This is a genomic window from Bartonella sp. CL71SXKL (assembly GCF_042194935.1).
In the GTDB taxonomy this organism is placed as follows: domain Bacteria; phylum Pseudomonadota; class Alphaproteobacteria; order Rhizobiales; family Rhizobiaceae; genus Bartonella.
Map to the genome: position 1 here is coordinate 152,951 of NZ_JBHINI010000001.1, position 24,719 is coordinate 177,669.

The 24,719-nt window shown below is 36.8% G+C and carries 14 protein-coding genes; 5 read left to right on the forward strand and 9 right to left on the reverse strand.

Annotated features, from left to right (window positions below):
• Positions 1 to 248: 248 nt before the first annotated feature.
• Genes ahcY through tsaE form a run of 3 tightly spaced genes read left to right on the forward strand, consistent with a single transcriptional unit; the run spans position 249 to position 4,683 of the window.
• Entirely contained in the window at positions 249 to 1,646 is a 1,398-nt protein-coding gene (ahcY, locus tag ACFILA_RS00560) for an adenosylhomocysteinase (protein WP_375660472.1), read from the forward strand.
• A gap of 34 nt (positions 1,647 to 1,680) precedes the next feature.
• Positions 1,681 to 4,146 carry a PAS-domain containing protein gene (locus ACFILA_RS00565; RefSeq protein WP_375660473.1) on the forward strand — a complete coding sequence of 822 codons (2,466 nt, stop codon included), beginning with the start codon at positions 1,681 to 1,683 and terminating at the stop codon, positions 4,144 to 4,146.
• Positions 4,147 to 4,197: 51 nt separating this feature from the next.
• Entirely contained in the window at positions 4,198 to 4,683 is a 486-nt protein-coding gene (tsaE, locus tag ACFILA_RS00570; protein ID WP_375637249.1) for a tRNA (adenosine(37)-N6)-threonylcarbamoyltransferase complex ATPase subunit type 1 TsaE, read from the forward strand.
• 667 nt (positions 4,684 to 5,350) lie between these two features.
• On the opposite strand, the gene trxA is transcribed toward tsaE, so the two are convergent.
• From trxA to addB, 3 genes are all read right to left on the reverse strand, one after another.
• Positions 5,351 to 5,674 (reverse strand): thioredoxin, encoded by a 324-nt coding sequence (gene trxA / locus ACFILA_RS00575; RefSeq protein WP_375611361.1) that lies wholly within the window; start codon positions 5,672 to 5,674, stop codon positions 5,351 to 5,353.
• A gap of 177 nt (positions 5,675 to 5,851) precedes the next feature.
• Positions 5,852 to 9,328, reverse strand: coding sequence for a double-strand break repair helicase AddA (gene addA / locus ACFILA_RS00580; RefSeq protein WP_375660474.1), 3,477 nt, complete (start codon positions 9,326 to 9,328; stop codon positions 5,852 to 5,854).
• A gap of 2 nt (positions 9,329 to 9,330) precedes the next feature.
• Positions 9,331 to 12,450, reverse strand: coding sequence for a double-strand break repair protein AddB (addB, locus tag ACFILA_RS00585; protein ID WP_273790198.1), 3,120 nt, complete (start codon positions 12,448 to 12,450; stop codon positions 9,331 to 9,333).
• 318 nt (positions 12,451 to 12,768) lie between these two features.
• On the opposite strand from addB, the gene ACFILA_RS00590 reads away from it, so the two are divergent.
• The gene (locus ACFILA_RS00590) at positions 12,769 to 12,885 is read left to right on the forward strand and encodes a type II toxin-antitoxin system RelE/ParE family toxin (RefSeq protein WP_375645451.1); all 117 of its coding nucleotides are present in this window, start codon (positions 12,769 to 12,771) and stop codon (positions 12,883 to 12,885) included.
• Between the two features lie 547 nt (positions 12,886 to 13,432).
• Here ACFILA_RS00590 and ACFILA_RS00595 read toward each other — a convergent pair.
• From ACFILA_RS00595 to ACFILA_RS00605, 3 genes are all read right to left on the reverse strand, one after another.
• Positions 13,433 to 15,007: a peptide chain release factor 3 gene (locus ACFILA_RS00595; protein WP_375660475.1), complete on the reverse strand. Its 1,575-nt coding sequence runs from the start codon at positions 15,005 to 15,007 to the stop codon at positions 13,433 to 13,435.
• On the reverse strand, positions 15,007 to 16,668 hold the full coding sequence (locus tag ACFILA_RS00600) for a lysine--tRNA ligase (RefSeq protein ID WP_375660476.1): 1,662 nt from the start codon (positions 16,666 to 16,668) through the stop codon (positions 15,007 to 15,009). Before ACFILA_RS00600 ends, ACFILA_RS00595 begins: the two co-directional genes overlap by 1 nt.
• A gap of 373 nt (positions 16,669 to 17,041) precedes the next feature.
• Entirely contained in the window at positions 17,042 to 18,277 is a 1,236-nt protein-coding gene (locus ACFILA_RS00605) for an argininosuccinate synthase (protein WP_375630607.1), read from the reverse strand.
• 171 nt (positions 18,278 to 18,448) lie between these two features.
• Between ACFILA_RS00605 and ACFILA_RS00610 the strand changes: the two genes are divergently transcribed.
• On the forward strand, positions 18,449 to 19,090 hold the full coding sequence (locus ACFILA_RS00610; RefSeq protein WP_375660477.1) for a LysE family translocator: 642 nt from the start codon (positions 18,449 to 18,451) through the stop codon (positions 19,088 to 19,090).
• A 779-nt stretch (positions 19,091 to 19,869) separates the two neighbouring features.
• Here the strand turns inward: ACFILA_RS00610 and rlmN are convergent.
• From rlmN to ptsN, 3 genes are all read right to left on the reverse strand, one after another.
• On the reverse strand, positions 19,870 to 21,096 hold the full coding sequence (gene rlmN, locus ACFILA_RS00615) for a 23S rRNA (adenine(2503)-C(2))-methyltransferase RlmN (protein WP_375654291.1): 1,227 nt from the start codon (positions 21,094 to 21,096) through the stop codon (positions 19,870 to 19,872).
• Positions 21,097 to 21,138: 42 nt separating this feature from the next.
• Positions 21,139 to 21,642, reverse strand: a complete 504-nt coding sequence (locus ACFILA_RS00620; RefSeq protein ID WP_273790192.1) for an invasion associated locus B family protein — start codon at positions 21,640 to 21,642, stop codon at positions 21,139 to 21,141.
• A gap of 1,841 nt (positions 21,643 to 23,483) precedes the next feature.
• Positions 23,484 to 23,948, reverse strand: coding sequence for a PTS IIA-like nitrogen regulatory protein PtsN (gene ptsN / locus ACFILA_RS00625; protein WP_273790191.1), 465 nt, complete (start codon positions 23,946 to 23,948; stop codon positions 23,484 to 23,486).
• Positions 23,949 to 24,719: the final 771 nt, after the last annotated feature.

Consider the following 24,719-nt stretch of genomic DNA (forward strand, 5'->3'; position numbering starts at 1 on the left):
CTAGAGATTTTTAAAAGCTTTAAAGTTACGTGAAAAGGATAGAGTTTTGTTTATATAATAAGACTTATCATGAAGATCTCTTATTCTGTTAGTAACATCACTACTCAGATCCGTAAATGCATATTTGTTGCAGAAATTTATGGAGATTTTAAAAGAGCTTTTTCACATAGAGAAGTCCTCTTCTTGTCTTGCATTTTTTTTTAATTTCTCCTACCGTCTTGGAAAAACTTATTTTAAAGGAATGAAGAATGGCAGCTCAAGATTTTGTTGTCAAAGATATTGCACTTGCCGCTTATGGTCGTAAAGAACTTAATATTGCTGAAACTGAAATGCCTGGTTTGATGGCTTGTCGTAAGGAGTTTTCTTCCAGCCAACCTTTGCGCGGAGCGCGTATTTCTGGCTCATTGCACATGACAATTCAAACAGCTGTTTTAATTGAAACATTAAAAGCGATTGGCGCCGATATACGGTGGAGCTCTAGCAATATTTTTTCTACGCAAGACCATGCAGCAGCAGCTATCGCCGCAACTGGCATTCCTGTATTTGCCGTTAAGGGTGAAACATTGGAAGAATATTGGACTTATATAGATGCAATCTTCCAATGGCCAGATGGTAATCCTTCCAATCTTATTTTAGATGATGGAGCTGACGCCACAAACTATATTTTAATGGGAAGTCGTGCAGAACAAAATAAAGATATTTTATCGCATCCCAAAACAGAAGAAGAAGAAATTTTTTTCAAACAAATACAAAAGCGTATGTATGCAACGCCAGGTTTTTTTACACGACAGCGTGCAGCAATTAAAGGTGTAAGCGAAGAAACCACAACAGGTGTAAACCGTCTTTATCAGTTACAAAAAGAAGGACTTCTACCTTTTCCTGCTATTAATGTTAATGATAGCGTCACTAAATCAAAGTTTGATAATAAATATGGATGTAAAGAATCATTGGTCGATGGTATTCGACGTGGAACAGACGTGATGATCGCCGGTAAAACTGCCATTGTCTGTGGTTATGGTGATGTAGGTAAAGGTTCAGCAGCATCTCTTTCTGGTGCTGGGGCTCGTGTTAAAGTAACAGAAATTGATCCCATTTGCGCTCTTCAAGCCGCTATGGATGGCTATGAAGTTGTTAATTTGGATGATGATGCTTCCAGTGCTGATATTATCATCACGACAACAGGCAATAAAGATGTTGTTCGTTTAGACCATATGCGACAAGTAAAGGATATGTGTATTCTTGGAAATATTGGTCATTTTGATAACGAAATCCAAGTCGCTGCCCTTAGAAATTTGCCATGGACAAATATAAAACCACAAGTTGATATGATCACCTTTCCCGATGGAAAACGCATCATTTTGCTCTCTGAAGGGCGTTTGTTAAACCTCGGGAATGCGACTGGGCATCCTTCTTTTGTCATGTCAGCCTCGTTTACTAATCAAGTTTTAGCGCAAATTGAACTTTTTACCCGTGCAGAACACTATACAAATGAAGTCACTGTTTTGCCTAAACATCTTGATGAAAAAGTTGCACGTCTACATCTTGATCGGTTAGGAATAAAATTAAGTGTTTTATCAGAAGAACAAGCCGCCTATATTGGAGTCTCACCACAAGGACCTTATAAACCAAACCATTACCGTTACTAATACGTTTCCTTGGGTTAAAAAAGGGAAAGATGCCGTGCCTAGCTTTGGTGACTATAACCCCAAAGAAAAAGCTCAAAAAGAGATCCGAATCTATACGTATATATTTTGCCTTTTTTTCTTTTTTTCTCCAACATGCGCTGTTGCTCAGTCATTGGAAGGTTATTTACCATTTTTCTTCACTTTTCCAAATAGTCCATGGCTGCTTTTAGCGCTGTGTGGAGGAATTTCTTGTGCTTCACTTCTCTCGTGCATAGCTGTTACCGTGCGTGCAAAAAAAACTGCACAGAAGCCTTTGAAGATACTTCAGGCAAATTTTTCTGAAAAACTTAAATATTATGAATGGCTTCTGAAAGAAACCGAGCAATTCCTTCTTATTTGGGAAAATCCAACAACCTTACCCCGTGTTGTTGGTGCTCTTTCTGCATTGCAAAAAATAGGAATCGATCAGAAAGATTTTCAGCGTTTTGAGCTCTGGGTTGAAGAAAATTCTCTGCGAGAACTTGATTATGCATTGACTCAACTACGTTGTAAATGTCACCCTTTTGATCTTTCTATCACCACCACAAACAATGTACTGCTACAAGTTACAGGAGTCATCGCAGGAACAGTCGCTATTGCTCGTTTTCAAGATATCTCAAAACAACAGAGTGAAAATGCTCGTTTACAGAAAGATATAGCCCGCCTTCTTACTGAACTGAGAATGCAGCGTAATCTTCTTGATCTTATTCAAGAGCCCGTATGGATAAAAGATTGTGAAGGAAAAGTTTGTTTTATCAATCGCGCCTTTAGAGAAATGACAGACTTTCCTGAAGACAGTGATGACGTGGGGGATCTTTTCAATGAAAATACACAACGCAAAACAGATGAAACAGAAACAATTTTTCAAGAACATGTTCATACGGTTATTGGTGGAGAACGGCACCGTTTTCATCTCACACGTATTACAACAGCTGAAGGAATGGCAGCTTTTGCACGTGATGACAGCGCATATGAAAATCTTGCTCATGAATTAAGATATGTTCTTCAAAGCCATTGTGAAACACTTGACCAAATTTCAACAGCTGTAGCCATTTTTGATACAAACCAAAAATTAAAATTCTGTAATCATGCTTTCAAAATTTTATGGCCGTTGGAGAGTTCTTTTTTAGAAAGTGAACCAAGCCATACATTGTTTCTTGAACGTTTACGTGAAAAGGGGCTCATTGCTGAACACCCTGATTGGCGCGCATGGAAAGAAGAACTTTTAAAAGCCTATTGGCAAACAGAATCAAACCAACAAATTTGGAATCTTCCAGATGGGCGTACGGTGCGTGTTGTCTCGAACCCTCATCCACAAGGAGGTGTCACTTGGCTTTACGAAAACCTTACAGAAAAAATTGATCTTGAGCGCCGTTATAATACACTTATTAAAATACAAGGTGAAACACTTGATAAACTTTCTGAAGGCGTGGTCGTTTTTGGTACTGATGGACGCCTTCGCTTATCGAATCCTGCCTTGTCGAAATTGTGGTCTCTTCCTTATAATTTACTGGTAGAAGGAACCCATATTACACAGTTACAAAGCCATTGTTCAGCCTTAACCTTGGGGACAGAATGGGATCAGTTTACCAAGTTCATTACCGGTTTTGCTGAAAAACGTGAAACATTTTCAGGTCGTATAGATCTTAAAAATGATATGATTATTGACTATACTCTGGTCCCTCTTCCTAATGGACAAACGATGCTTACTTTTGTGAATGTTACGGATACTGTCCATGTTGCTCGTGCTCTTCAAGAAAAAAATGAAGCATTAGAAAGTGCTGATCGTTTGCGTAATGAATTTGTCCAACATGTTTCTTATGAATTGCGCACACCTCTCACAAATATTATTGGATTTTCCGATATTTTACGTGATCAAATTTTCGGCTCTATCAATGAACGTCAACAAGAATATCTTGAACACATTCATTCAGAATCAGGAACTCTTTTAAATATTGTTAACGATATTCTTGATCTTGCTACCCTTGATGCAGGCATTATGGAGTTGGACATAAAATCGGTTAACATTGCCGATGCTATGATACAAGCAGTAGCACGCGTAGAAGATCGCCTTAATGAACGTCATATTACGCTTTTACAACAAATTTCCCCTTCCTTAAATTCTATTTCTGCTGATGAAAAACGCTTGCATCAAATTTTTGTGAATGTACTGAGCAATGCTATTAATTTTGCAACGGAGGCGAGTACTATTGAATTTTGCGTCGATGAACAAGATGATAACATTGTCTTTAGCGTTCACAATCAGGGCTCTGACATCCCAGAAGACGTCCTTGATCGTATTTTTAAACGTTTTTCTTCCCATTCACACCATGGTGGGCGTGCGGGAGCGGGTCTTGGCCTTTCCCTTGTGAAAAGTTTCGTTGAACTACACGGTGGACATGTTGAAATTCTTACCGGTTCTGGAAAAGGAACAACAGTTAAATGTTTTTTCCCACTCTCCAAAGGAGATAAGATTTTTTAATTTTAACTTTTATGATAACAAAAAATTTTCATCCATTTCATGGAACTTTTAATGAATTTTAGTTTTTTTCTTGAAAATGAAGAGGCAACAAAGCTTTTTGCACAAAATTTAGCTCTTTCTTTAAAGCCAGGAGATCTTGTAACGCTGCAAGGGGATCTTGGAACTGGAAAGTCAACCATTGCACGTACAATCATCCAAACACTTGCAAACGATAACACTATGGATGTTCCAAGCCCTACTTTTACTCTTGTTCAAAGCTATCAACTTCCAAAGTTTGAAATTATTCATGCTGATCTTTATCGCCTTTCTATGGCAGAAGAAATTGATGAATTAGGGCTTCATGAAGCTCGTGAGAAAAATATTTTACTTGTTGAATGGCCAGAAAGAAATACAGCTCTTTTAGAGCTTGCCACTTTTGCACTCACCTTACACTATAAAGAACATGGGCGTCATGTAACAGTTAAATCAGCACAACATTCCATTGAGTGTTTGCAACAGTCTTTACAATTCGTACATTTAAAAAAAACATCGACATGAACATCATCATTTTAATTTATAATACCTCAGTACGTACCTATGAAATTTGAGATGATGAACAACATAAAGAAGGCTTCATGGAGGCACCAACCATGGAAGATGAAACGAAGTGCTGACTCTTTCATATAACAATGACATAAATTGCAAAGGACAGCCGTTAATTTATAGGAATTCATCAATTTATTTTAGAGAATCTGATACCTACAATTTTGATTCTAGAGAATAGTATAAGAGAATTTTAAATTGAAGTGGTAACCCTTTAGAAGAGCATTCTATAACCTGTAGTGAATTGCTTGTTTCTTTCTGCTTAAAAATTGTGAGCTTCAGAAAAGTAATTTGCAAAGTTTTTGCTTAAAATCTCCTTTTATGTGTTGAAAGCACTATCTATCTCAATAGTCTTATCTAAGAAAAAATACCTTTATGAAATTATCATTCACCCAATATTTTTTAACACGCATATAAGGAAAGAATTGCCTATATTCTTCATACAAAGCAATTTTTTATAAAAATGGTCAATTGAATCATGCATAAAAGCACGAATTCTTAAATTCATTTAAAATTTTGATTTTTATTGTCTTTTCATTATAATATAATGCAAAAAAGAATATTTTAAAAAAGTCAAAAGGAGAGACAAAACTTCTCTCCTTTATAGTGATTATATGTGGAATTAACTAAGCCCATCTTTTATCCATTCAGAAAGACGTCCTTTAGAGGTAGCGCCAACCATATTCGATGAAATATTTCCATTTTTAAACATTAATAATGTAGGGATAGAACGTACTCCGTATTGGGTAGCCAGTTCCGGATTTTCATCAATATTTACCTTAGCAATTTTAACTTGATTTTGCATTTCTATTGAAATTTCATCCAAAATTGGAGCAATCACTTTGCAAGGGCCACACCATTCTGCCCAAAAATCAACCACAACAGGGGTGGAAGAGGTTAGAACTTCACTTTCGAAATTGTCCTTATCAACTTTTATACACGTCATTGATTTATCCTTTATATTCACTTTTTATAGATTGGTATAATAACAATTCATATCAAGTTATTGCAAAGATAAATTATTAAAGGACTTTTTTACACTAGAGATTGTGCATTGTGTTTGTTTGGGCGATTTTATGAAAGTAAATAAAGTGTAAAGATGATTTGCAAGGAAAAGAGTAGCTTATAAAGCAACTTCACTAAGAAATGCCTCAAGTTTTTCTGGAGGAAGTTTAAAAATTTTGGCTTCTTTACTGTAGATAAGCAGAGCCTGGATATCTTTATCGGGATGAATAGCTTGCAACAATTTTCGGTAAAGAGCCATTTGCAACCAGTGATGGGAAGCAATAGCAGCTTCATTTTCTGGTGGGGTTCCTGTTTTAAAATCGGCAAAGATAATGCTGTTTTGCGTGATGTAAAGACGGTCAATTTGACCAGAAATTGCTTGTTCTTTTCCACGAATTTTCACAATACCCATTAAGGAGACCTCAGCACGTGAATGCTCAGAGAAAAGGGGCTTGAGGTAAACATGATCTAATATTTTCCAAACATGGCGAAGAGCATCTTCTCTTTGGCTTTCATCCCAATGAGAGGCTTTGATATTGAGATAGTTTCGAGCATAATCTCGACGTTTTTGTGGGGGACAATTGGGTAAGTATTGTAACAATCGGTGAACGAGATTACCATATTCAATGGAAAAAGCCCTGTTGGTATTTTTTTCTCCCAAAACAGGCGAGACGCTATGATATTTTGAATTAGAAGAAATATCGGTATCAGCCTCAATGGAAAGACTAGCAACAGAGGGTCTCAACGGTTTTGGTAGCACTGGTTCTTCTGGTATTTTATGGGAGAAAAAAGCAGGTAAAGGTGGTAAGGTTTGGCATTCAGCACAAGGGACTTTTGAGTTTATAGAAGCAGAAGAAGCAGGTGTAATGCAATAACGCAAAGCTGCAATATCTTCCGAAGAATCTTTTATAGCAAGGGCATGCGGTTCGAGGGCTTTTTTTACGAGTTGTAACCATGTATGAGATGGCGTTTTCGGGCCTTTATATCCACAAATAAACAAGCGATCTTCAGCACGTGTCATTCCTACATAAAGAAGACGCCTATATTCTTCTTCTGCACGCTCTTTTAAATATGAAATTGCTTGTTTAGAGAGTTTTGTATCAAACTTTTCATTGGGATGCCAAATAAAGGCTTGTTTTCCATTCCATTGTGCATTGTTTAAAGGAACTTTAAGCAAGTGAGGCGCATGCTGAGGATGCCAAATCGCACTACCTGGATCGACTAAAAACACAACAGCAGCCTCTAGTCCTTTTGCAGCATGAACAGTCATGATGCGAATTTCTTCATTACTTTGTTCAAATTCACGTTTAATTTCTGGTTCGCTTGCACTTAATGTTTCTAAAAAAGCTTGTAATCCTGGTAATCCTGTTTTTTGAATAGTGAGCGTATAATCCATAAAAGCATCGAGCACATCATTTGCTTCAGATCCTAAACGAGACAGAATTTTTTGTCTTCCCTTATCATTATTCAAAATATGGCTATAAAACTCGAAAACCGGTATTTTATCCACTAAAGCGCGATAATGGTTTAGCTTTTCAAAAGCATCTTTAAAAGATGCCTGCGATGATGTATGCGCACACAGACTTTGCCAAAGAGAGCCGGTGCGGTGTGCAGCAAGCTGATAGAGTTCCTCTTCACTAAGAGCAAAAAGTGGGCTTTTTAAAACACAAGCAAGAGAAAGATCATCTTGTGGCTGTAAAACAAAACGCGCAAGCGCCATTAAATCACGGATACTAATATGTTTGGTAAGCTGTAAACGATCAGCTCCTGCTACGGGAATATTACGGTGTTTAAGAGCACGGGAAAGAGCTGAGACAAATTGATCACGTTTACGGACCAAGATCATAATATCACTTGCACGTATTAAGCGTCCTTTTGCTGGAAGCATTTCGCCTTTTTGTAACCAGTCGGCAATCGTTTCAGCAATTTTTTCTGCTAAACGCACTTCAGGTGTATCTAAATGATTAACAGTTGTATGCCAATCTTGAGGAAAGTCACTCGTTTCTTTGGAAATGGCATCCCATATAACAACTTCACCGGGACTATGAATACGAATAGCTTCATGCACCGTTTTTGTATTTTCTGCCGAAAGTCCTTTATAGTTTTCTGGTGTTTCAAAAACAAGATCAACACTTTTAAGAACATCTGCTGTAGAGCGAAAAGAATAATGCAGTTGTATTTTTTCAAATTGCTGATTTGTTTGCTGCACTTTTTTTTGAATAATTCGTCCATTTGCAGCAAAATTTTCTGGAGCAGCGCCTTGAAAAGAATAAATAGATTGCTTTTCATCTCCAACAGCAAAAAGAGTGCGTATGTTTGTTCGTTGGCTATACCCTGAAAAAAATTCCTGTGCCAACAGTTGAATAATTTGCCATTGCTCAGGGTTGGTGTCTTGTGCTTCATCAAGTAGAATATGATCAAGTCCCTGATCAAGTTTATAGTGCACCCATTGGCTTGCACCTTTGCGCTGTAACAAATGAAGTGTACGCTCAATAAGATCATCAAAGTCTAAGAAGCCATTGGACTTTTTTAGATTCTTATAAATTTTGAGATAAATAGCACAAAGCTGAAAAGCAGCCATATTGAGAGTGGCAACCTTTGCGCATTGATATTTTTCTAAAAGAACAGAAAGCTTGTTTTGTTTATCTTCAAGCATTTGTTGAATAAAAGGCCAAATTTCGTCTGATTTTTTACGAGATAAATTTGAAAAATTACGCGGCTCACCTTTGATTGTAAAATAAATATCAGAAATAATATTGAGAATATTTTTCTCATCATGCACCTTTTCTAATTGGGAAAGTTTTTCCACCATATCCTTAAAGCTTTGACTACCATTGATTTCACAATGCTTAAGAGCATAAAGAGGAAGGCGCGCTGTTTGTTTAATTTGTTCCAGCAGATATTGATTTGTTTCATTGGGCGCTAAGTTAAAAAGCGCGCGCAATTTTTCTTCTCCATTTTCAGATAAAAGAGAAGATAAAAAATCAGACAATTTATGTTGCTTTTCAACTGCTTCATAGAGCAATTGGTTAAAAGTATGTTCGCTAATAACTTGAAGTAACTGTTGCAAAGCAGGTTGTACATCACGACGGGCTAAAAGTTGACGACGGGATTCTTGTCGTAATTTTTTTCGACCGATATCATCGGGAAGTTCAAAATGCCCTGCAATATTGGCTTCTAACATAAATTGATGTAAGAGAGCTTCACAAAAAGCATGAATCGTTTGAATTTTTAAGCCACCAGGCGTTTCGAGAGCACGCGCGAAGAGTTGTCGTGCATAAGTTAGTTTTTGCGCATTAACAGGCTTTTTTTCAAACCGTGTTAAGGTTTCTTGCAGCTGTGCATCATCGAGCTCATTCCAACTGGAAAGCGTGCGAAAAATTCGCGATTGCATAACAGCAGCAGCAGCTCTTGTATAAGTAAGGCATAAAATACGTGCTGGAGGCGTACCGTTTAAAAGCAAACGGATAACACGTTCACTTAAAACGTGGGTTTTTCCAGATCCAGCATTTGCAGAAACCCACACGTTTTTTTGGGGATGTGTTGCTGTTGCTTGTGCATCAAGAGCGGCTTCAGGAATAGAAAAAAACGTCATGATTACTCTTCTTTATGAAAACCACTTGACCATTCCCACAACCGAGCCAAATGGTCGTAGTCACCTTCATATCGTTTTGACATAGGGACAGCATGTGAGAGATAACCTTGTTGTGGATTTTGATAATAAGTTATGAGTGCGATAAGATTTTCCCATGCATTGTCAGCAAGATCAACAGCACTTAGATGAGTTTTTCCGTCTTTTTTCTTTAAAAGAATTGATTGGGATTTAATTTCACCTTTTTTGTTAAGAGGAATGTAAAATAAATTTGAGGGGGTAAAATCTTGAAAATCTGGGAAGCCCCCTTGTATGAGTAAAGCTGTTTCTAAAGCCAATTGCGGAAATAATAATTCACGAACTTGTTTTGATGAAGGAGGGGTTCCGGTTTTGAAATCTAGAATTTCAACCGTTTTATCTGGCAAAACATCAAGACGATCAGCACGTCCTGAAAGGGTTACTCCTGTTGTTCCTATAGGAATTTTTTGTGATACCACTTCCGAATATCGCTCTCGCAGTCCTAAACTTTGTTCCCATTGAATAAAGCGTGGAGCAAGGTTTTCAAAACTATTCCACCAAATTACTTCAATATCGGGTGGAAAATTGAATTTATCAAACTCTTTACGCCCAATAGCAAGCAGTACATTGAGTGCATTTGCAGCATTTGGATTTTTCATTTGTGTGCAAAAAGCTGCAAGAATAGCGTGATAAAGTGTTCCTCGTTCTGAAGCGCTAGGATCATGAATAAGTTCTTTAAGTGGTTTGAGCCTTAAGATTTTTTTAGCATAAATAGCATAGGGATCATATCGCAATGTTTCTATTTCAGTAACTGAAAAATGACGCGGGCGTATATCAAGAGGCGGAGCAGGGCAAGGACGTTCCACCTCAGAAGTTATGCTTGTATGATCAAGCATCTTTGCCCAATGGCGTAGTATTTCACCTCGTTCACGGATTTGTTCCCAAACCTGTTTTCCTACAACTGTTTCCATGCGTTGTAGCCAGCGTGAAGGAATGGAAGGCGTATGATTAACGCGCAATGCGCGACTCATCACCACTTTTTCCATTCCCATCGCCCATTGAAAATCATGCGCAGAAATACCAATACGCTGCTCTGGTGGTTCCAGAGTTAACATCATTTTCATCGGTCGCGATAAAAAAGCATCATTTCGGGTTGATATCGGCCATGACCCTTCATTAAGACCGCCGATGACCACTGTATCAACCGTTTGCAAACGCGATTCCAAAGTACCCCAGATGAATAAACGTGGATGTCCTCCAGGCGAAGGTGCGACGGAACGGGTTGCTATTATGGCAGAAAACATAGCGGGCCATTCACAAAGATGAAATGTTAATCCTGATTGATCACTGACCAATTCACGCAAAAAATTTGATAAGGCTTGTCCTGCTTCATGTTGATAAAGATGTGCAAGAGAATTATCCTCATTGCGACCAAAATTTTCAAAAACCTCAACAGTTGCTATTGCAGCCTCATTGATGGTGCATTCTTTCTCTTGTTTCATAAGAGATGTTAAAGGTTCAACAGCTTTTTTCAAAAGATGACAAAGGAGACGTGCTTCTTCACATTTCTGCTGATCAAGGGTGTTGACTTCAGAACTATTATGAAAGGATGTATCAATCCATTTTTCGAGAAATTGATCACACTCGCAAAGATTGATGCGCCCTGTATTCCCTCGAAGAACAAAAAGTTCAAAATTTTCTGCCATTTCCCGTAAACAATGACGGTTTTGTTGGAGTGTTGTAAGGGGATGTTTAAGAAGAGAAAGAAAAGCAATGGGATCATCAGCTTGCAATACATTTTCTAAAATAAGTCGTAAGAGAGTTACAGGCAATGTTTGTGCAAGTGGTATTCCGCCTGAATCATTTGCTTCAATTCCAAATCGCTGTAATTCCACAGCAACACGGCGTGCTAAATTACGGTCATTTGTAATAAGGGCTGCAGTTTTTTTGGGTTCTTCAATAGCTTTGCGTAAGGTAACAGCTATCGCAAGAGCTTCTTCACGTTCATTTATAGCTTCAATAAATGACCAATCTGCACAAAGATTTTCATAATCGTTACGGACAATTTGTACCCATTTGTCTGTTGTAGAAGCTGGTCGAAGTGCTTCTGATAAAAGAGCCATTCGTTTTTTCTTTATGCTACTCTGTTGGCCAATTTCGCAAACATGATGACGTTGACACTCCATGAGAGTTAGAAGTTTTTTTAAATGATATTGAGGATGGCTAAAAACATTTTCTGCAGGATCAAAAAAATCACAAGCTGTTTTTTCTTTATTGCTTGTGCTTAGTGCATTCCATTGTTCTTCATCCATATGAAGATCAAGACCAGGAAGAACAACAGCCCCTTTGGGCAGAGAAGATATAACCTTTAAAAGATGAGAAACTGCGGGCATAGAACCTGACACACCAGCTGCAATGATCGGTTTATCAGGCTGCATGCATCGCAAAGTCTCTGCATGCATTGTGAGTACTTGATTACGCCATTCAGCGGGATTACTTCGTTGTTTTTCTTTCAAGATTTTTGGCCAATTTTGCGTAACAATAGTCAAGAAATCGAGCGTTATTTGCCACCATTCAGCGACCATATCAGGTGCAATATTTTTAAGTTCTGACCAATCTGCTCCTTCTGCTTCAATTTCGTCCATCAAATGTGCTAAATCTTGCGCAAGCCAAATCGCATCAGCACTATGAGCCGGAATAAGTACATCTTCTGTACCAAACATGGCACGCAGATGCGCAGGCAAATTTTCACGCCATGGACGGATAAGGCGCGCTAAAAGTAAAAGACGTTCGCTTTCTCCAATAGGTGGATCGAGAGCGCTGGTATGATTTTCAACAAAAAGAAAACTGTCTTCATCGACATCTCCTAGAGCACGAATGGTTGGCAAAAATGTTGATTGTGTATCACTTCTTTCAACAAAGGCTAAACGCAAAGCGCGAGCAGCACGACGTGTCGGAACATAAATAAGGCTATCGGCAAGGGCAGTTTGAATGTCTCCACTTGAAGCGAAATTATCAATAAGGCTACCAGAAAGTAGTGCATCAACAAAGTGAGGCAAAAAAGCAGTTCCCGGAGAAATAGAAAAGACATGCGGTTTATAGGTCATATGATCTCATATTTGGGATAACAAATTTCAGCTTATTGATTATTTGTATTATTTTGACTGTATACAATATTTATACAAGGAAAAACTGAAAAGCTATGTTTATAAAGCAGATTTTTTAGTTTAGATTTAAAAAATATCGAAATAAATTATATGTCTTAAGTCATCGCGAAAAAATATATAAAATTTTTCTGATATTTTTCAACGTAGAATTGGCTACAGTTTATTCTCTAACTCAAATAGGTAATATAAAAATAAATATTAAAGTTTTAAAAGGTTCTAGAGGTACCAGTGCACTGTAACTCTTTTAATAATAAATAAATTTACCGTATTTTTTATACAGTTCAATCTAAAAATATCCTTTACATACTCCATCACTTTCAGAAAAAAATAGATATCATGATATTGCAAAACTTAAAAAATCAGTTTCATAAATAATATTTTAGAATCCCATAAAAAGCTTGGAAAAAAATAATAATATTTCCACATTTCACAGCGAAAACAGATTACTTTGAGGGAGAGAGTTTTGCGAAAGTTTATCGTGCAAGCCTCTATCTTGCTAGGATTACATCCCTTATGCAAAATAGAATGCCCAAAAATATCATTATGTTGCAATTTTATATGTTTGTTTTTAAAGGGACATTTTTCATTGTACTTGATCTTACCTCGTCATGTCATCCCGTAAATAATATAAATGAATAGTATAACGTAAACTTCCGTGAATGGGATAAGATACATCACACACCACCATCATTACATCATAACGCTATAACCACCATCATCATTTTTACCCTCACCCAATATTTTGAAAGCTCTTGGCTATAGAGAAGATCTATAAGAGGTATTGTATTTCTTGCTTCAAGTGTTTTACGCACACACCAATCCTACTTATGATTTTTAAACAAATGATTTTGATTGTTCCCATATAAAAAACGATAAATTATCATTATAAATCAAATTATTGTAGAAAATATTTTTCTTTATTTTAAGAGCGTACTTGATAATCTTTAAAAGCAGAAAATTTTATTTTAGGAGCTCTTTCTGCCTCATAATTCAATGAAAAATGGTTCTCCGCTAAAAAAACTGGATCACCTTCTAAATCATACGCAATAGCAGAGCGGTGATTGCTGAGAAACTTTTGCAACTCATCTTTGCTCTGCGCTGAAATCCAACGGCATAAATTAAAGCGCGCAGACTCAAAATTCACTGGCAAAGAATATTCTATTTTTAATCGTTCTTTTAAGACATCAATTTGCAAAGCACCAATAACACCAATGAGAGAAGGCGACCCATCATCAGGAATAAACAATTGTACAACCCCTTCTTCAGCCATTTGTTGCAAAGCTTCTTTGAGCTTTTTTGCTTTCATTGGATCGCCTAAACAAACACGACGCAAAATCTCTGGTGCAAAATTTGGTACTCCCTTAAAGAGGATATATTCTCCTTCAGTCAAAGTATCGCCGATACGCAATGTTCCATGATTAGGGATCCCTACGATATCACCAGCATAGGCTTGATCAGCAATTTGGCGCGAACGCGCAAAGAAAAATTGTGGAGCCGAAAGTGTCATCGGTTTTCCTGTTCGAACCAACTTTGTTTTCATACCACGTTCAAGCGTTCCCGAACATACCCGAAAAAATGCAATACGATCACGATGATTAGGGTCCATATTCGCTTGAATTTTAAAAACAAATCCCGTCATTTTAGGTTCAGTTGCTATGACATTGCGCTGATCTGCACTTTGATCACGAGGACTTTGACCAAAATCTATAAGCGCATTGATCAAATCACGAACACCAAAATTTCGCAAAGCTGAACCAAAATAAACCGGTGTCATATGACCTTCACGGAAAGCTTGCAGATCAAAATTCTTGCAAACACTTTGAGCAAGTTCTACCCCTTCAATAAAAGTTGAACGTTGATATTCAGGGAGTAAATGGACAACCTCTCTGGGATTTGAAACTATCTGCTGTATTATCTCATCATCTTTTTGACGAAAACGATTATGATGAAGGTCATAGGTACCAACAAAATCTTTACCCGACCCAATTGGCCATGTTATAGGCGCGGTATCAAGAGCAAGCTTTTCTTCAATTTCATCTAAAAGCTCTATAGGATCACGTGCCTCACGATCCATTTTATTGATAAACGTAACAATAGGAATATCCCGCATCCGACACACTTCAAACAATTTTAATGTTCTAGGCTCAATCCCGCGGGCCCCATCCAATACCATGATAGCACTATCAACAGCTGTGAGAGTGCGATACGTATCATCCGCAAAGTCCTCATGTCCTGGGGTATCTAGGAGATTAAAAATATGATTTTCATATTCAAACGTCATCACCGAAGTCACAACGGAAATACCACGATCACGCTCAATATTCATCCAATCAGAACGGGTTTGAATACGATCTTTTTTGGCTTTTACTTCTCCTGCAAGTTGAATAGCACCACCAAACAATAAAAGCTTTTCTGTTAATGTTGTTTTCCCCGCATCTGGGTGAGCAATAATTGCAAATGTACGGCGTCGCTTTACTTCCTGCACTCTTCGTTCCATTATTCCTCCGTCGGCCGTGCAAGTGTTTCAGCAATCAGTGCACGCATTTCATTAATCCCATAAAGCGCTATAAATGATCCCCATCGTGGACCTCGCTCTTGTCCAAGAAGGACTTCATACAACATTTGAAAAAAAACATTAGAAACACCAGGCCCACCTTCAGGGCTTTTTTTGCTATGATCTTGATAGCGTTCCGTTAATCGTGCAACATCAAGAAGCATATTTTGTAATATGTTGCCATCAATAGTTTCAGGTAAATGAGCTAATTTTTCCTCAATTTGTGCTAATGTTTCTCGTTCGCTATCATCTGGTATACGAAATTTCTTGTTTGGTTTAACAAAAACATCAAAATATTTAATAGCAAACTTCACCAATTGATCAAGTTCTGGATAAGTTTGTGCATTTGCTCCTTTAGCGTAACGAGAAATAAAACCCCAAAGAACTTCTGCATTCTCCGCATTTGAAGCACTTACCAAATTTAAAAGCATCGCAAAGGATACAGGCAAATCAACCTGCGGCGGACAACCATTATGAATATGCCATACAGGATTATTCAGACGCTCTTTCCATTCTTGGCGACCATAGGCTGAAAGATGCGCATAGTATTCATCAACCGCTTTAGGAATGACATCAAAATAAAGCCTTTTTGCTGTTTTAGGCTTTGAAAACATATAAAGCCCTAAACTCTCTGTTGGAGCATAAGTAAGCCATTCATCAATGGTTAAGCCATTTCCCTTGGATTTGGAAATTTTCTGCCCTTTCTCATCTAAAAAGAGCTCATAGTTGAATCCTTCTGGGGGTTTTCCACCTAATACTTTACAAATTTTAGAAGAAAGATTTGTGGAATCGATAAGGTCTTTTCCGGCCATTTCATAATCAATGCTAAGTGCTGTCCAACGCATTGCCCAATCTACCTTCCACTGACACTTAACTTTGCCCCCCGTAACCTCTGTTTCTATGGTTTCTCCTGTTTCTGGCTCAATATAAGTGACTGTACCTTTTTCAACATTACGCGCAATCATCGGTACCTGTAATACTTTTCCAGAAAAGGGAGAAATCGGTAGAAAGAGTGAATAGGTCGCTTGCCGTTCTTCACCTAATGTTGGTAAAATAATTGCCATAACCTTGTCATAACAGGCAAGGATTTTCAAAAGTGTTTCATCAAAACGACCAGAATTGTAATAATCCGTAGCACTTGCAAATTCATAATCAAAACCAAAACGATCAAGGAAAGCCCGTAACCGCGCATTATTCGCTGCCCCAAAAGAAGGATAATCATCTCCAAAAGGGTCGGGTACACGACTCAACGGTTGACCAAGATAATGTTCCATCCTTTCGCGATCAGGCACATTCTCAGGAACCTTGCGCAAACCATCCATATCATCAGAAAAACAAAGTAATTTTGTTTTTACTTTATTCTCCGTGAGAATATGAAATGCATGACGCACCATGGTTGTACGTGCAACTTCCCCAAAAGTTCCAATATGCGGTAAACCAGAAGGGCCATAACCTGTTTCAAATATCACACTGTCTGGATAACCCGTTTTTTCATACCGTTTGATAATCTTACGTGCTTCTTCAAATGGCCAAGTTCTCGATTGAGAAGCTGCATCTTTTAATTCAGGCGTAAGGTTGAGGGTATCACACTGATCACACATCATTATTTATCCTAAAAATTACACTCTTTTAAAATAGGGTGTATGGTTCTTGAATTTATTCGTCAATAATAGCAAGCAAAAAGATGAAAATTTCTTTATACTCTTAAGTCACAATACAAAAACCGCCCTCGTTATAAACATGTTTTGTTCTGATAAAAATCAAAAACATTCAATATTATAAAGCAAAACTGACTTGTTTTGATTATCGAAGCCTTCATTGCTATTATTATCATGGGTTTTGCTTATTATATTTATTAGCGCAGAAGATAAGCTTCTAGTATTGAACGAAAGAACGGTAAAAACCAACAGAAAAATGCTTAAACTAGGCATTTCATACAAAAGCACTAATCCATATTACACTTGTCACCGTAATTTTCTATTTCTTTTCTTTATCACCTTGATGACGCATTGCTAATGTACGCAAACGTAGAGCATTTAATTTAATAAAACCAGTTGCATCTCTTTGATCATAAACACCTTGATCATCCTCGAAAGTTACCAACTCACTAGAATAAAGTGATTTTTTACTTTGGCGCCCTTCAATAATTACATTCCCCTTATAAAGCTTTAACGTGACTTCACCTTCAACATGTTCTTGAGATAAATCAATAGCTGCCTGCAACATCTTACGTTCCGGCGAAAACCAAAATCCATAATAAATGAGTTCTGCATAACGTGGCATCAATTCATCTTTCAAATGAGCTGCGCCACGATCTAACGTTAAAGATTCTATCGCTCTGTGAGCCGTCAAAAGAATGGTTCCACCTGGTGTTTCATAAATACCCCGCGATTTCATACCCACAAAGCGATTTTCTACCAAATCTAACCGACCAATACCATTATCGCGCCCATAATGATTTAATTCTGCAAGTAAAGTTGCAGGAGATAAATTTTTTCCATTGATTGAAACAGCATCGCCTTTTTTAAAGCCAAGAGTAATTCTGGTTGCTTGATCTGGAGCATCTTCCGGCGAAAGAGTACGCATATGGACATATTCAGGAGCAGGAAGTGCTGGATCTTCTAAAATCTTTCCTTCTGATGAAGAATGCAATAAATTTGCATCCACTGAAAAAGGCGCTTCACCTTGCTTATCCTTTTCTACAGGAATTTGATGAATACGAGCAAATTCAAAGAGATCTGTCCGACTCTTAAAATCCCAATCACGCCATGGAGCAATAATCTTTATATCAGGATTAAGCGCATAAGCGGAAAGCTCAAAGCGTACCTGATCATTGCCTTTTCCTGTCGCCCCATGAGCAATCGCATCAGCCCCTGTTTCCTTAGCAATTTCAATAAGGCGTTTTGAAATAAGTGGACGTGCAATTGATGTTCCTAAAAGATAAGTCCCCTCATAAATGGTATTGGCTCGAAACATCGGAAAAACAAAATCACGCACAAATTCTTCACGCAAATCTTCAATATAAATTTCTTTAACACCTAGCATTTCAGCTTTACGACGAGCAAGTTCCAGCTCTTCCCCCTGCCCCAAATCTGCTGTAAAAGTTACAACTTCAACACCTAGCGTACTTTGCAACCATTTAAGAATAATTGACGTATCCAATCCACCTGAATAAGCCAAAACAACTTTTCTAATATTTTGCCACTTTTTCATTTTAACGTTCTATATGAGCTACTTTTTTTATTTCTACCCAAAAATCAAAACGATACAAGAAATATAAAAATAAATTCTTTTTAAGCAACATTAAAAAGACGTAAAAAGCGTAAATAAAGGTGCCTCAAAGTATAAATAGTGAACACTGCTTAAAAATAAAAGGAGATTTACGTGTCATTTCTACCGGAGTGGTCTATTGTTGTACAATTTGCTTTAGCATCGTTGATTTTAGCACTTATTCCAGGACAAGATATGATGCTTTCTGTAGGACGAACCATTACACAAAGCAAAAAAGCTGGAATTATGTGCGCCTTGGGTAGTGCAACAGGGTTTGCCATTCAGGTTACCGCTGTAGCACTTGGCTTATCAGCGCTTATTTTTGCTGCACCACATACTTTTGTTCTTCTGAAAATTGTTGGCGCCTTTTATCTTTTATGGTTTTCCTTTCAAGCGTTACGGAGAAACCCCACTTTTTCCTTTGAACAGACATCTTCTAAATCTCAAAGCGCTAAACGTAACTATCTTGCTGGTATTGGAATTAATCTTCTCAATCCTAAAGTTATACTCTTTAACGCGACATTCTTACCACAATTTATCAATGCGAATGATCCTATGGCAACACAAAAATTGCTCTTTTTAGGACTCTCTTATATTCCTATTTCTTTCCCCATTACAATTGCAATCGTTTTTACAGCGCATAAACTTACCAAAACTCTCAAAAAGAACCCTCTTTATATTCGCTTTCTCGACTGGCTTATTGCTGGTACTTTTACCAGCTTTGCCCTCCATCTCCTTATCGTTACAAAACATTGATTTATATGTGTAATGTATCGCTTTTAATTTAAATAAAAAAACAAATATTATAAGATTTTTTCATTTCAAACCCGTTTATGTTGAATAAAATAATACCTTTCCTTTGTACATCACAAGCGAAGCTGGAGTTTTCGTATGGATAAAAACTGTCTAAGAAAAGAATAAAAATACCTCTTATGAACCATCTTAAGTGCCAAAAGCTGTTTACAACATTGGGAGCTAAAAAATAGAATGGTGGTATCAACTTACACCTTTATTAAACATAAAGGTGTAGGAGTATAGTACATTTCACAGAGCCTTTTTGTTATACTCTTCACAGGCATTGTCGTGATATAAAGAGTGCACTCAGAGATACCTAAAAAACATATCAATGGACAACACAATGGTATTTATATTTTAGATCCTCTGTTGTGCTTGTGAAGCGTGATCTTATTAAAGAACGTAATAAACAAAAGCATGAGGCAGTGCACCATCTCCACTTTTTAAAAGATATTACCGTAGATGCTTTTAAAAGACATAAAACCGAATTAAAGAGTATGATAATAAGGTAGAAATTAGTTACAATCCTTAAGACCTCATATTCCCTCTAAATTAGGCTTCCTTCTTATTTCAGAGATTATGCAAACAGACTATAGACAATATCTTACCCCATTTAGCATATAAAAGCTGAGACTGTTCGTCTAGCACTTATCTATCTTAATCTCTGTCTCACACATGCTATTATATGATGATTTACTGAAAAAAAGCATAGGCATCGATATCGCTGAAAATTGCGTTAACTAATGACCAATGGCATTTTCAAGTCGTAACCGTTCAGATTTACGTAAGCGCTCTGAAGCTGATTTAAGCTGTCCACATGCAGCTAAAATATCGCGTCCACGCGGTATCCGAATAGGAGAAGCATAGCCCGCTTGATTAACGACATCAGCAAAACGCTCGATTTGCTCCCAATCAGAACACTGATAATTACTCCCTGGCCACGGATTAAAAGGGATTAAATTAATCTTAGCAGGAATCCCTTTCAATAACTGAATCAATCGCTTAGCATCATCTAAACTATCATTAATATCTTTCAGCATAACATATTCAAATGTGATTCGTTTTGCATTGGAAAGACCAGGATAATTACGGCAAGCCTCCATTAGTAAAGCAAGCGGATATTTTTTATTAATGGGAACAAGCATATCCCTTAGTGTATCGTGTACTGCGTGGAGTGAAATTGCTAACATAACACCAATTTCTTCTCCGGTTCGGATAATTCCAGGAACAACCCCACTAGTTGAAAGCGTAATTCGACGTTTTGATAAAGAAAGGCCATCGCCATCAGAGGCAATCAATAAAGCTTTTTTAACAGCTTCAAAATTATAAAGAGGTTCTCCCATTCCCATCATAACAATATTGGTAATTTTTCGTCCTTCAATGGGAACAATTGCTCCATCAGGGGTATTCTTATCAGGAAAATCACCCAAACAATCACGTGCAACTAATAGTTGTGCTAAAATCTCTTCTGCGGTCAGATTACGAACAAGCATCTGCGTTCCCGTATGGCAAAAAGAGCAGGTTAACGTACACCCTACTTGCGATGAAAGACATAAAGTACCACGTCCTTCTTCAGGGATATAAACCGTTTCAATTTCAACAGGTCTTCCAGCTCCACGTGCAGGAAAACGTAAAAGCCATTTACGTGTACCGTCTTTTGATATTTGTTCTCCAACAATTTCTGGACGCATAATGGAAAAATGACACTTAAGTGTTTCTTGCATTGCTTTAGAAATATTCAGCATCTCATCAAAATTTGAAACACCACGCACATAAAGCCAATGCCAAAGCTGACGCATACGCATACGCGTTTGATGCTCTGGTACACCAACTGTCTTTAAAGCTTGTATCATTTCATCTTGCGACAAACCAATTAAAGAGAGCTTAGAACTCTCCTTCACGACCACATTATCTGTTTTTCGTGCAAAACATGAACCAACTGGTCTAAGGTCATAGGAAATGGCCATTGCTTTCCAATTCACATCACTATTTTAGAAGTTATCGAAACCTTAATGGCACTTTTGAGCTGCGTTTAATGCAGCAGTGACCCCTTTTAAGGAATAAGTGTAGGTGGTATGCGTTCCTCTTTTTGATATCGCTTGCACTGTCATATTGTTTCCAGCACGTATAGCAGAAACAAGCTGCTTTTCTAGCTCTGATGACGCCAACCAAGCTGAGGAATCCTTCGTGAAAAAATTAAAGTCCTTATTTCCAATGGTCACTGTCACTCTCGATCCTTCTTGAAGCGTATAACCAGCCATAAACTGCGGTTCGAACGAAACAGGTGAATGAGAACGCTTGGTAATTAAGAAAAAATTATCACCATGATTAACCGTCGTTGGAAGAGCCTTCAAAGGTACCGATAACACATAGCAAATCGTATTTTGGGGCGATTTATAAGAATAGACCCCCCATGCTTCAAATTGATTTAAACGATTTGGCGTTTGTGCACATGCTGCCCCAGCTGTAACCAGAACCATTACAGATGCAGCAATAACAGTCTTTTCAAACATCTTTATTTAGCTCACTTCTTTAGTCTCTAACAAGATTCTCTTCATTGGAAAAATTCAAAAAAACCTCGATACTCATGTATCACTGTCCTAATTCTTCCAATAAGCAAAATATTTTTACACCAATTAAAATAGATCTCTACGTTTCATTGTGACCTTTTAGGTGTTACCAAAATATAAACTTCTTATTCAATAACCACATTAAAAAATAACATTTTCATTTTATGCTACTCATTTCGTTTTTGTATAAAAAACGATTTCTTTAAGCAATAGAACTTCAAAACGAGATGAAAATACACTACCACTCTGTTAAGAAATAAACTATACTCTTTAATATCACAAGAAATCTGCTGCAAAATTTTGCAAACATACCCTGAGCTCCCCAAAAATTTCACAGCCTTGCGAATATCACTTCTCGACTTCACACATTCAATACATTTATGTTCGTAAATACCTCACCTTTTATCCATTATAGTGCATTCATACTTCGTATTCAACATCGTTCCCATATCGCCTTTTCATAATCTTCAAAATATCTTAAAAAAATAATAGACTATTATCACTACATTGGTCATGAAACATAAAGTACTAGATTTTGTCTCAACAACTACATGTAACTTTGTTTCTTTTGCTCCTATTAACTCTTCCTATATATTTCATCTCCAATTTTTAAGTTCTAAAGTGATTCTAGTAGCTTATAATAGCTTAAACATATTATTTTAAATGTATTAGACAATTCCTTTCTTCCTGTTACCAAAAATGTTTTAAGAATTTTTTGACAAGTTCTCTTATCTTATTTCTCAGTAATTTATAACAAGAAATACAAAACTTTTTTCTATAGAAGTTCTAACATTACCGTTTTTTAAACAACATTTTAATCAATTAAAGACACTTGAATAAATCTTCTTATGCATAAAAACTCTTTCACCCAACCTAAAGGTATAGTTTTCATTCTTACCGTACAAAATTATTTTTTAGTATGAGCTTTATACAACAGCTGACATCTAAATCATACTTAATCACACTTTGCCAGCTTCCAATATTGCTACAGCCCTTGGCATTTGAGACGGTTCATAAGAAGCATTTTTACTCCTTGTCTTATACAGTCTTATCCACACGGCTTTCCTTGATTGGAATCGTGTAAGTGAATGGTTTTGATTGATTCAACATAAATAGGTTCGGCATGAGGGAATCTTATGAACTTCGGATCTCTCATTCAACATGTAAAACAGTAAATTATCTTTATAAATCAATATGTTGACACACACAGGATACAATATCCCCTATTTTCTACTTGAATCTTAATAATATTATCCCTAAGTACCAAAATTTAATTTACTAAAAAATTCAATGCACGAATAAACTTTTCTATTGATTTCTTCCCAACCCTCAGAGGGTGAAGATTTTTAACCCAATTTGGTGTATAAGAAGTTTGGATTCTTGTTGAGTCGAGTTCCCCTTGCCTTTCCACTCATGTGATTCACTTAACTAAAGGCTCTACAGACAAATCCTGCTTAAAAATATTTACCACGCACTCTAAAAGCACTTAATATATCAAGAAGATTTCCAGAATTTATCTCACCACACCTCAAATGATAGTGTTTTTACAGTATAACAGGATAAAAGAATCCATGAACATAATAATTAGGTGCTTTAATATACGAGAACAAGAAAGGACAACTCCTTCGTTTTTGTTGCTTGCTCTTTAAAAAGAAGGTTCACTTAGAAATGATTTTTTTTAAATCTCATGACATAACCTTTTGTTATTAGTCTTAAGATGCAAATTATATTATTTCCTACGCTCTGTGGTGCATACCTCGCAATTTATACGCTCATAATACCTTTTAAGCTGCATTTGATTCTGAAGTTTGAATCAATAAAGCATAAAGCGCATTGGCATTATGCGTATTGCGCAACTTTTGCACAACATCAGCATGGCGCAAAACACGTGCAATCTGAGATAAAGCTTTTAAGTGATCTGCACCAGCATTTTCAGGTGCCAAAAGGAGAAAAACGAGATCTATAGGTTCGTCATCGAGAGCTTCAAAATCAACAGGACTTTCAAGACGTGCAAATATACCAACAATCCGATCAATATCAGGTAATTTCCCATGAGGAATCGCAATACCACCACCCAAACCCGTTGAACCAAGCTTCTCGCGTTGCAAAACAACATCAAAAATTACATGCTCACTAAGACCTGTCAGCTTAGAAGCCTTTTCGGCTAAAATTTGTAGAACTTGTTTTTTCGAATTAGCCTTAAGAGCCGGAATGATCGCTTCCGGTGCTATTAACTCACTCAAATTCATACTTTAATTTTCCTCTTACACGCTCAAATGCTCATCAATAAACCTATAAACGGTATAGATACTTAATGTTCTTTCACTTTTCGCAACATCGCATGTGTTTTTATTTTTCAATTTATAACGGATGATAACTCAATACATGTCATATCACTTTTAACACAACAATAAATAGTATTTAGCTCCTCATTAACGGCATGAGAAAACAAAGAAATGAAGTTGTTCATAAAGTTAATTTCCTTACGACTCTAGAAAAGGTCATTATTCATAAATTTATTAAACTTGTCATAAGAATTGATGTATAATTCGCTATCAGAGTTTTTCTTTTCTTAAAAATGATCCCTTAAATTAAAATGAAAAGCATACTGAGCAAAATGGACCTTTACTTTGAAAATTACTGTATAGCTCGAATACCGCCTTATAACAAGAATATAAAGGTTTTTAGAGATTTAATGGTTATTTTAAAAGATTTATAGATTTAGCCTGATATCTGTAGTCAAGCTCCTATTTTTTAATAGGGCCATATAAACCAATAAAATACGACAACTCCTATTGAATAACCGGCGCTCCTATTAAAATACCTAAACCAGCATCATCGATATATTACAGAGAAAAATATGATAAACATCTCTTACCTTTCAATAACACACGCATTTATTGAGAGTTTCATTTATCACTCATTATCACGTTAATCTAGTGATATCTTTTCTATGATACAATCATGAGTAAGCTAAACTTATAAAAAAACAAACTAACTCTTTAATGATGAAGCTTTTT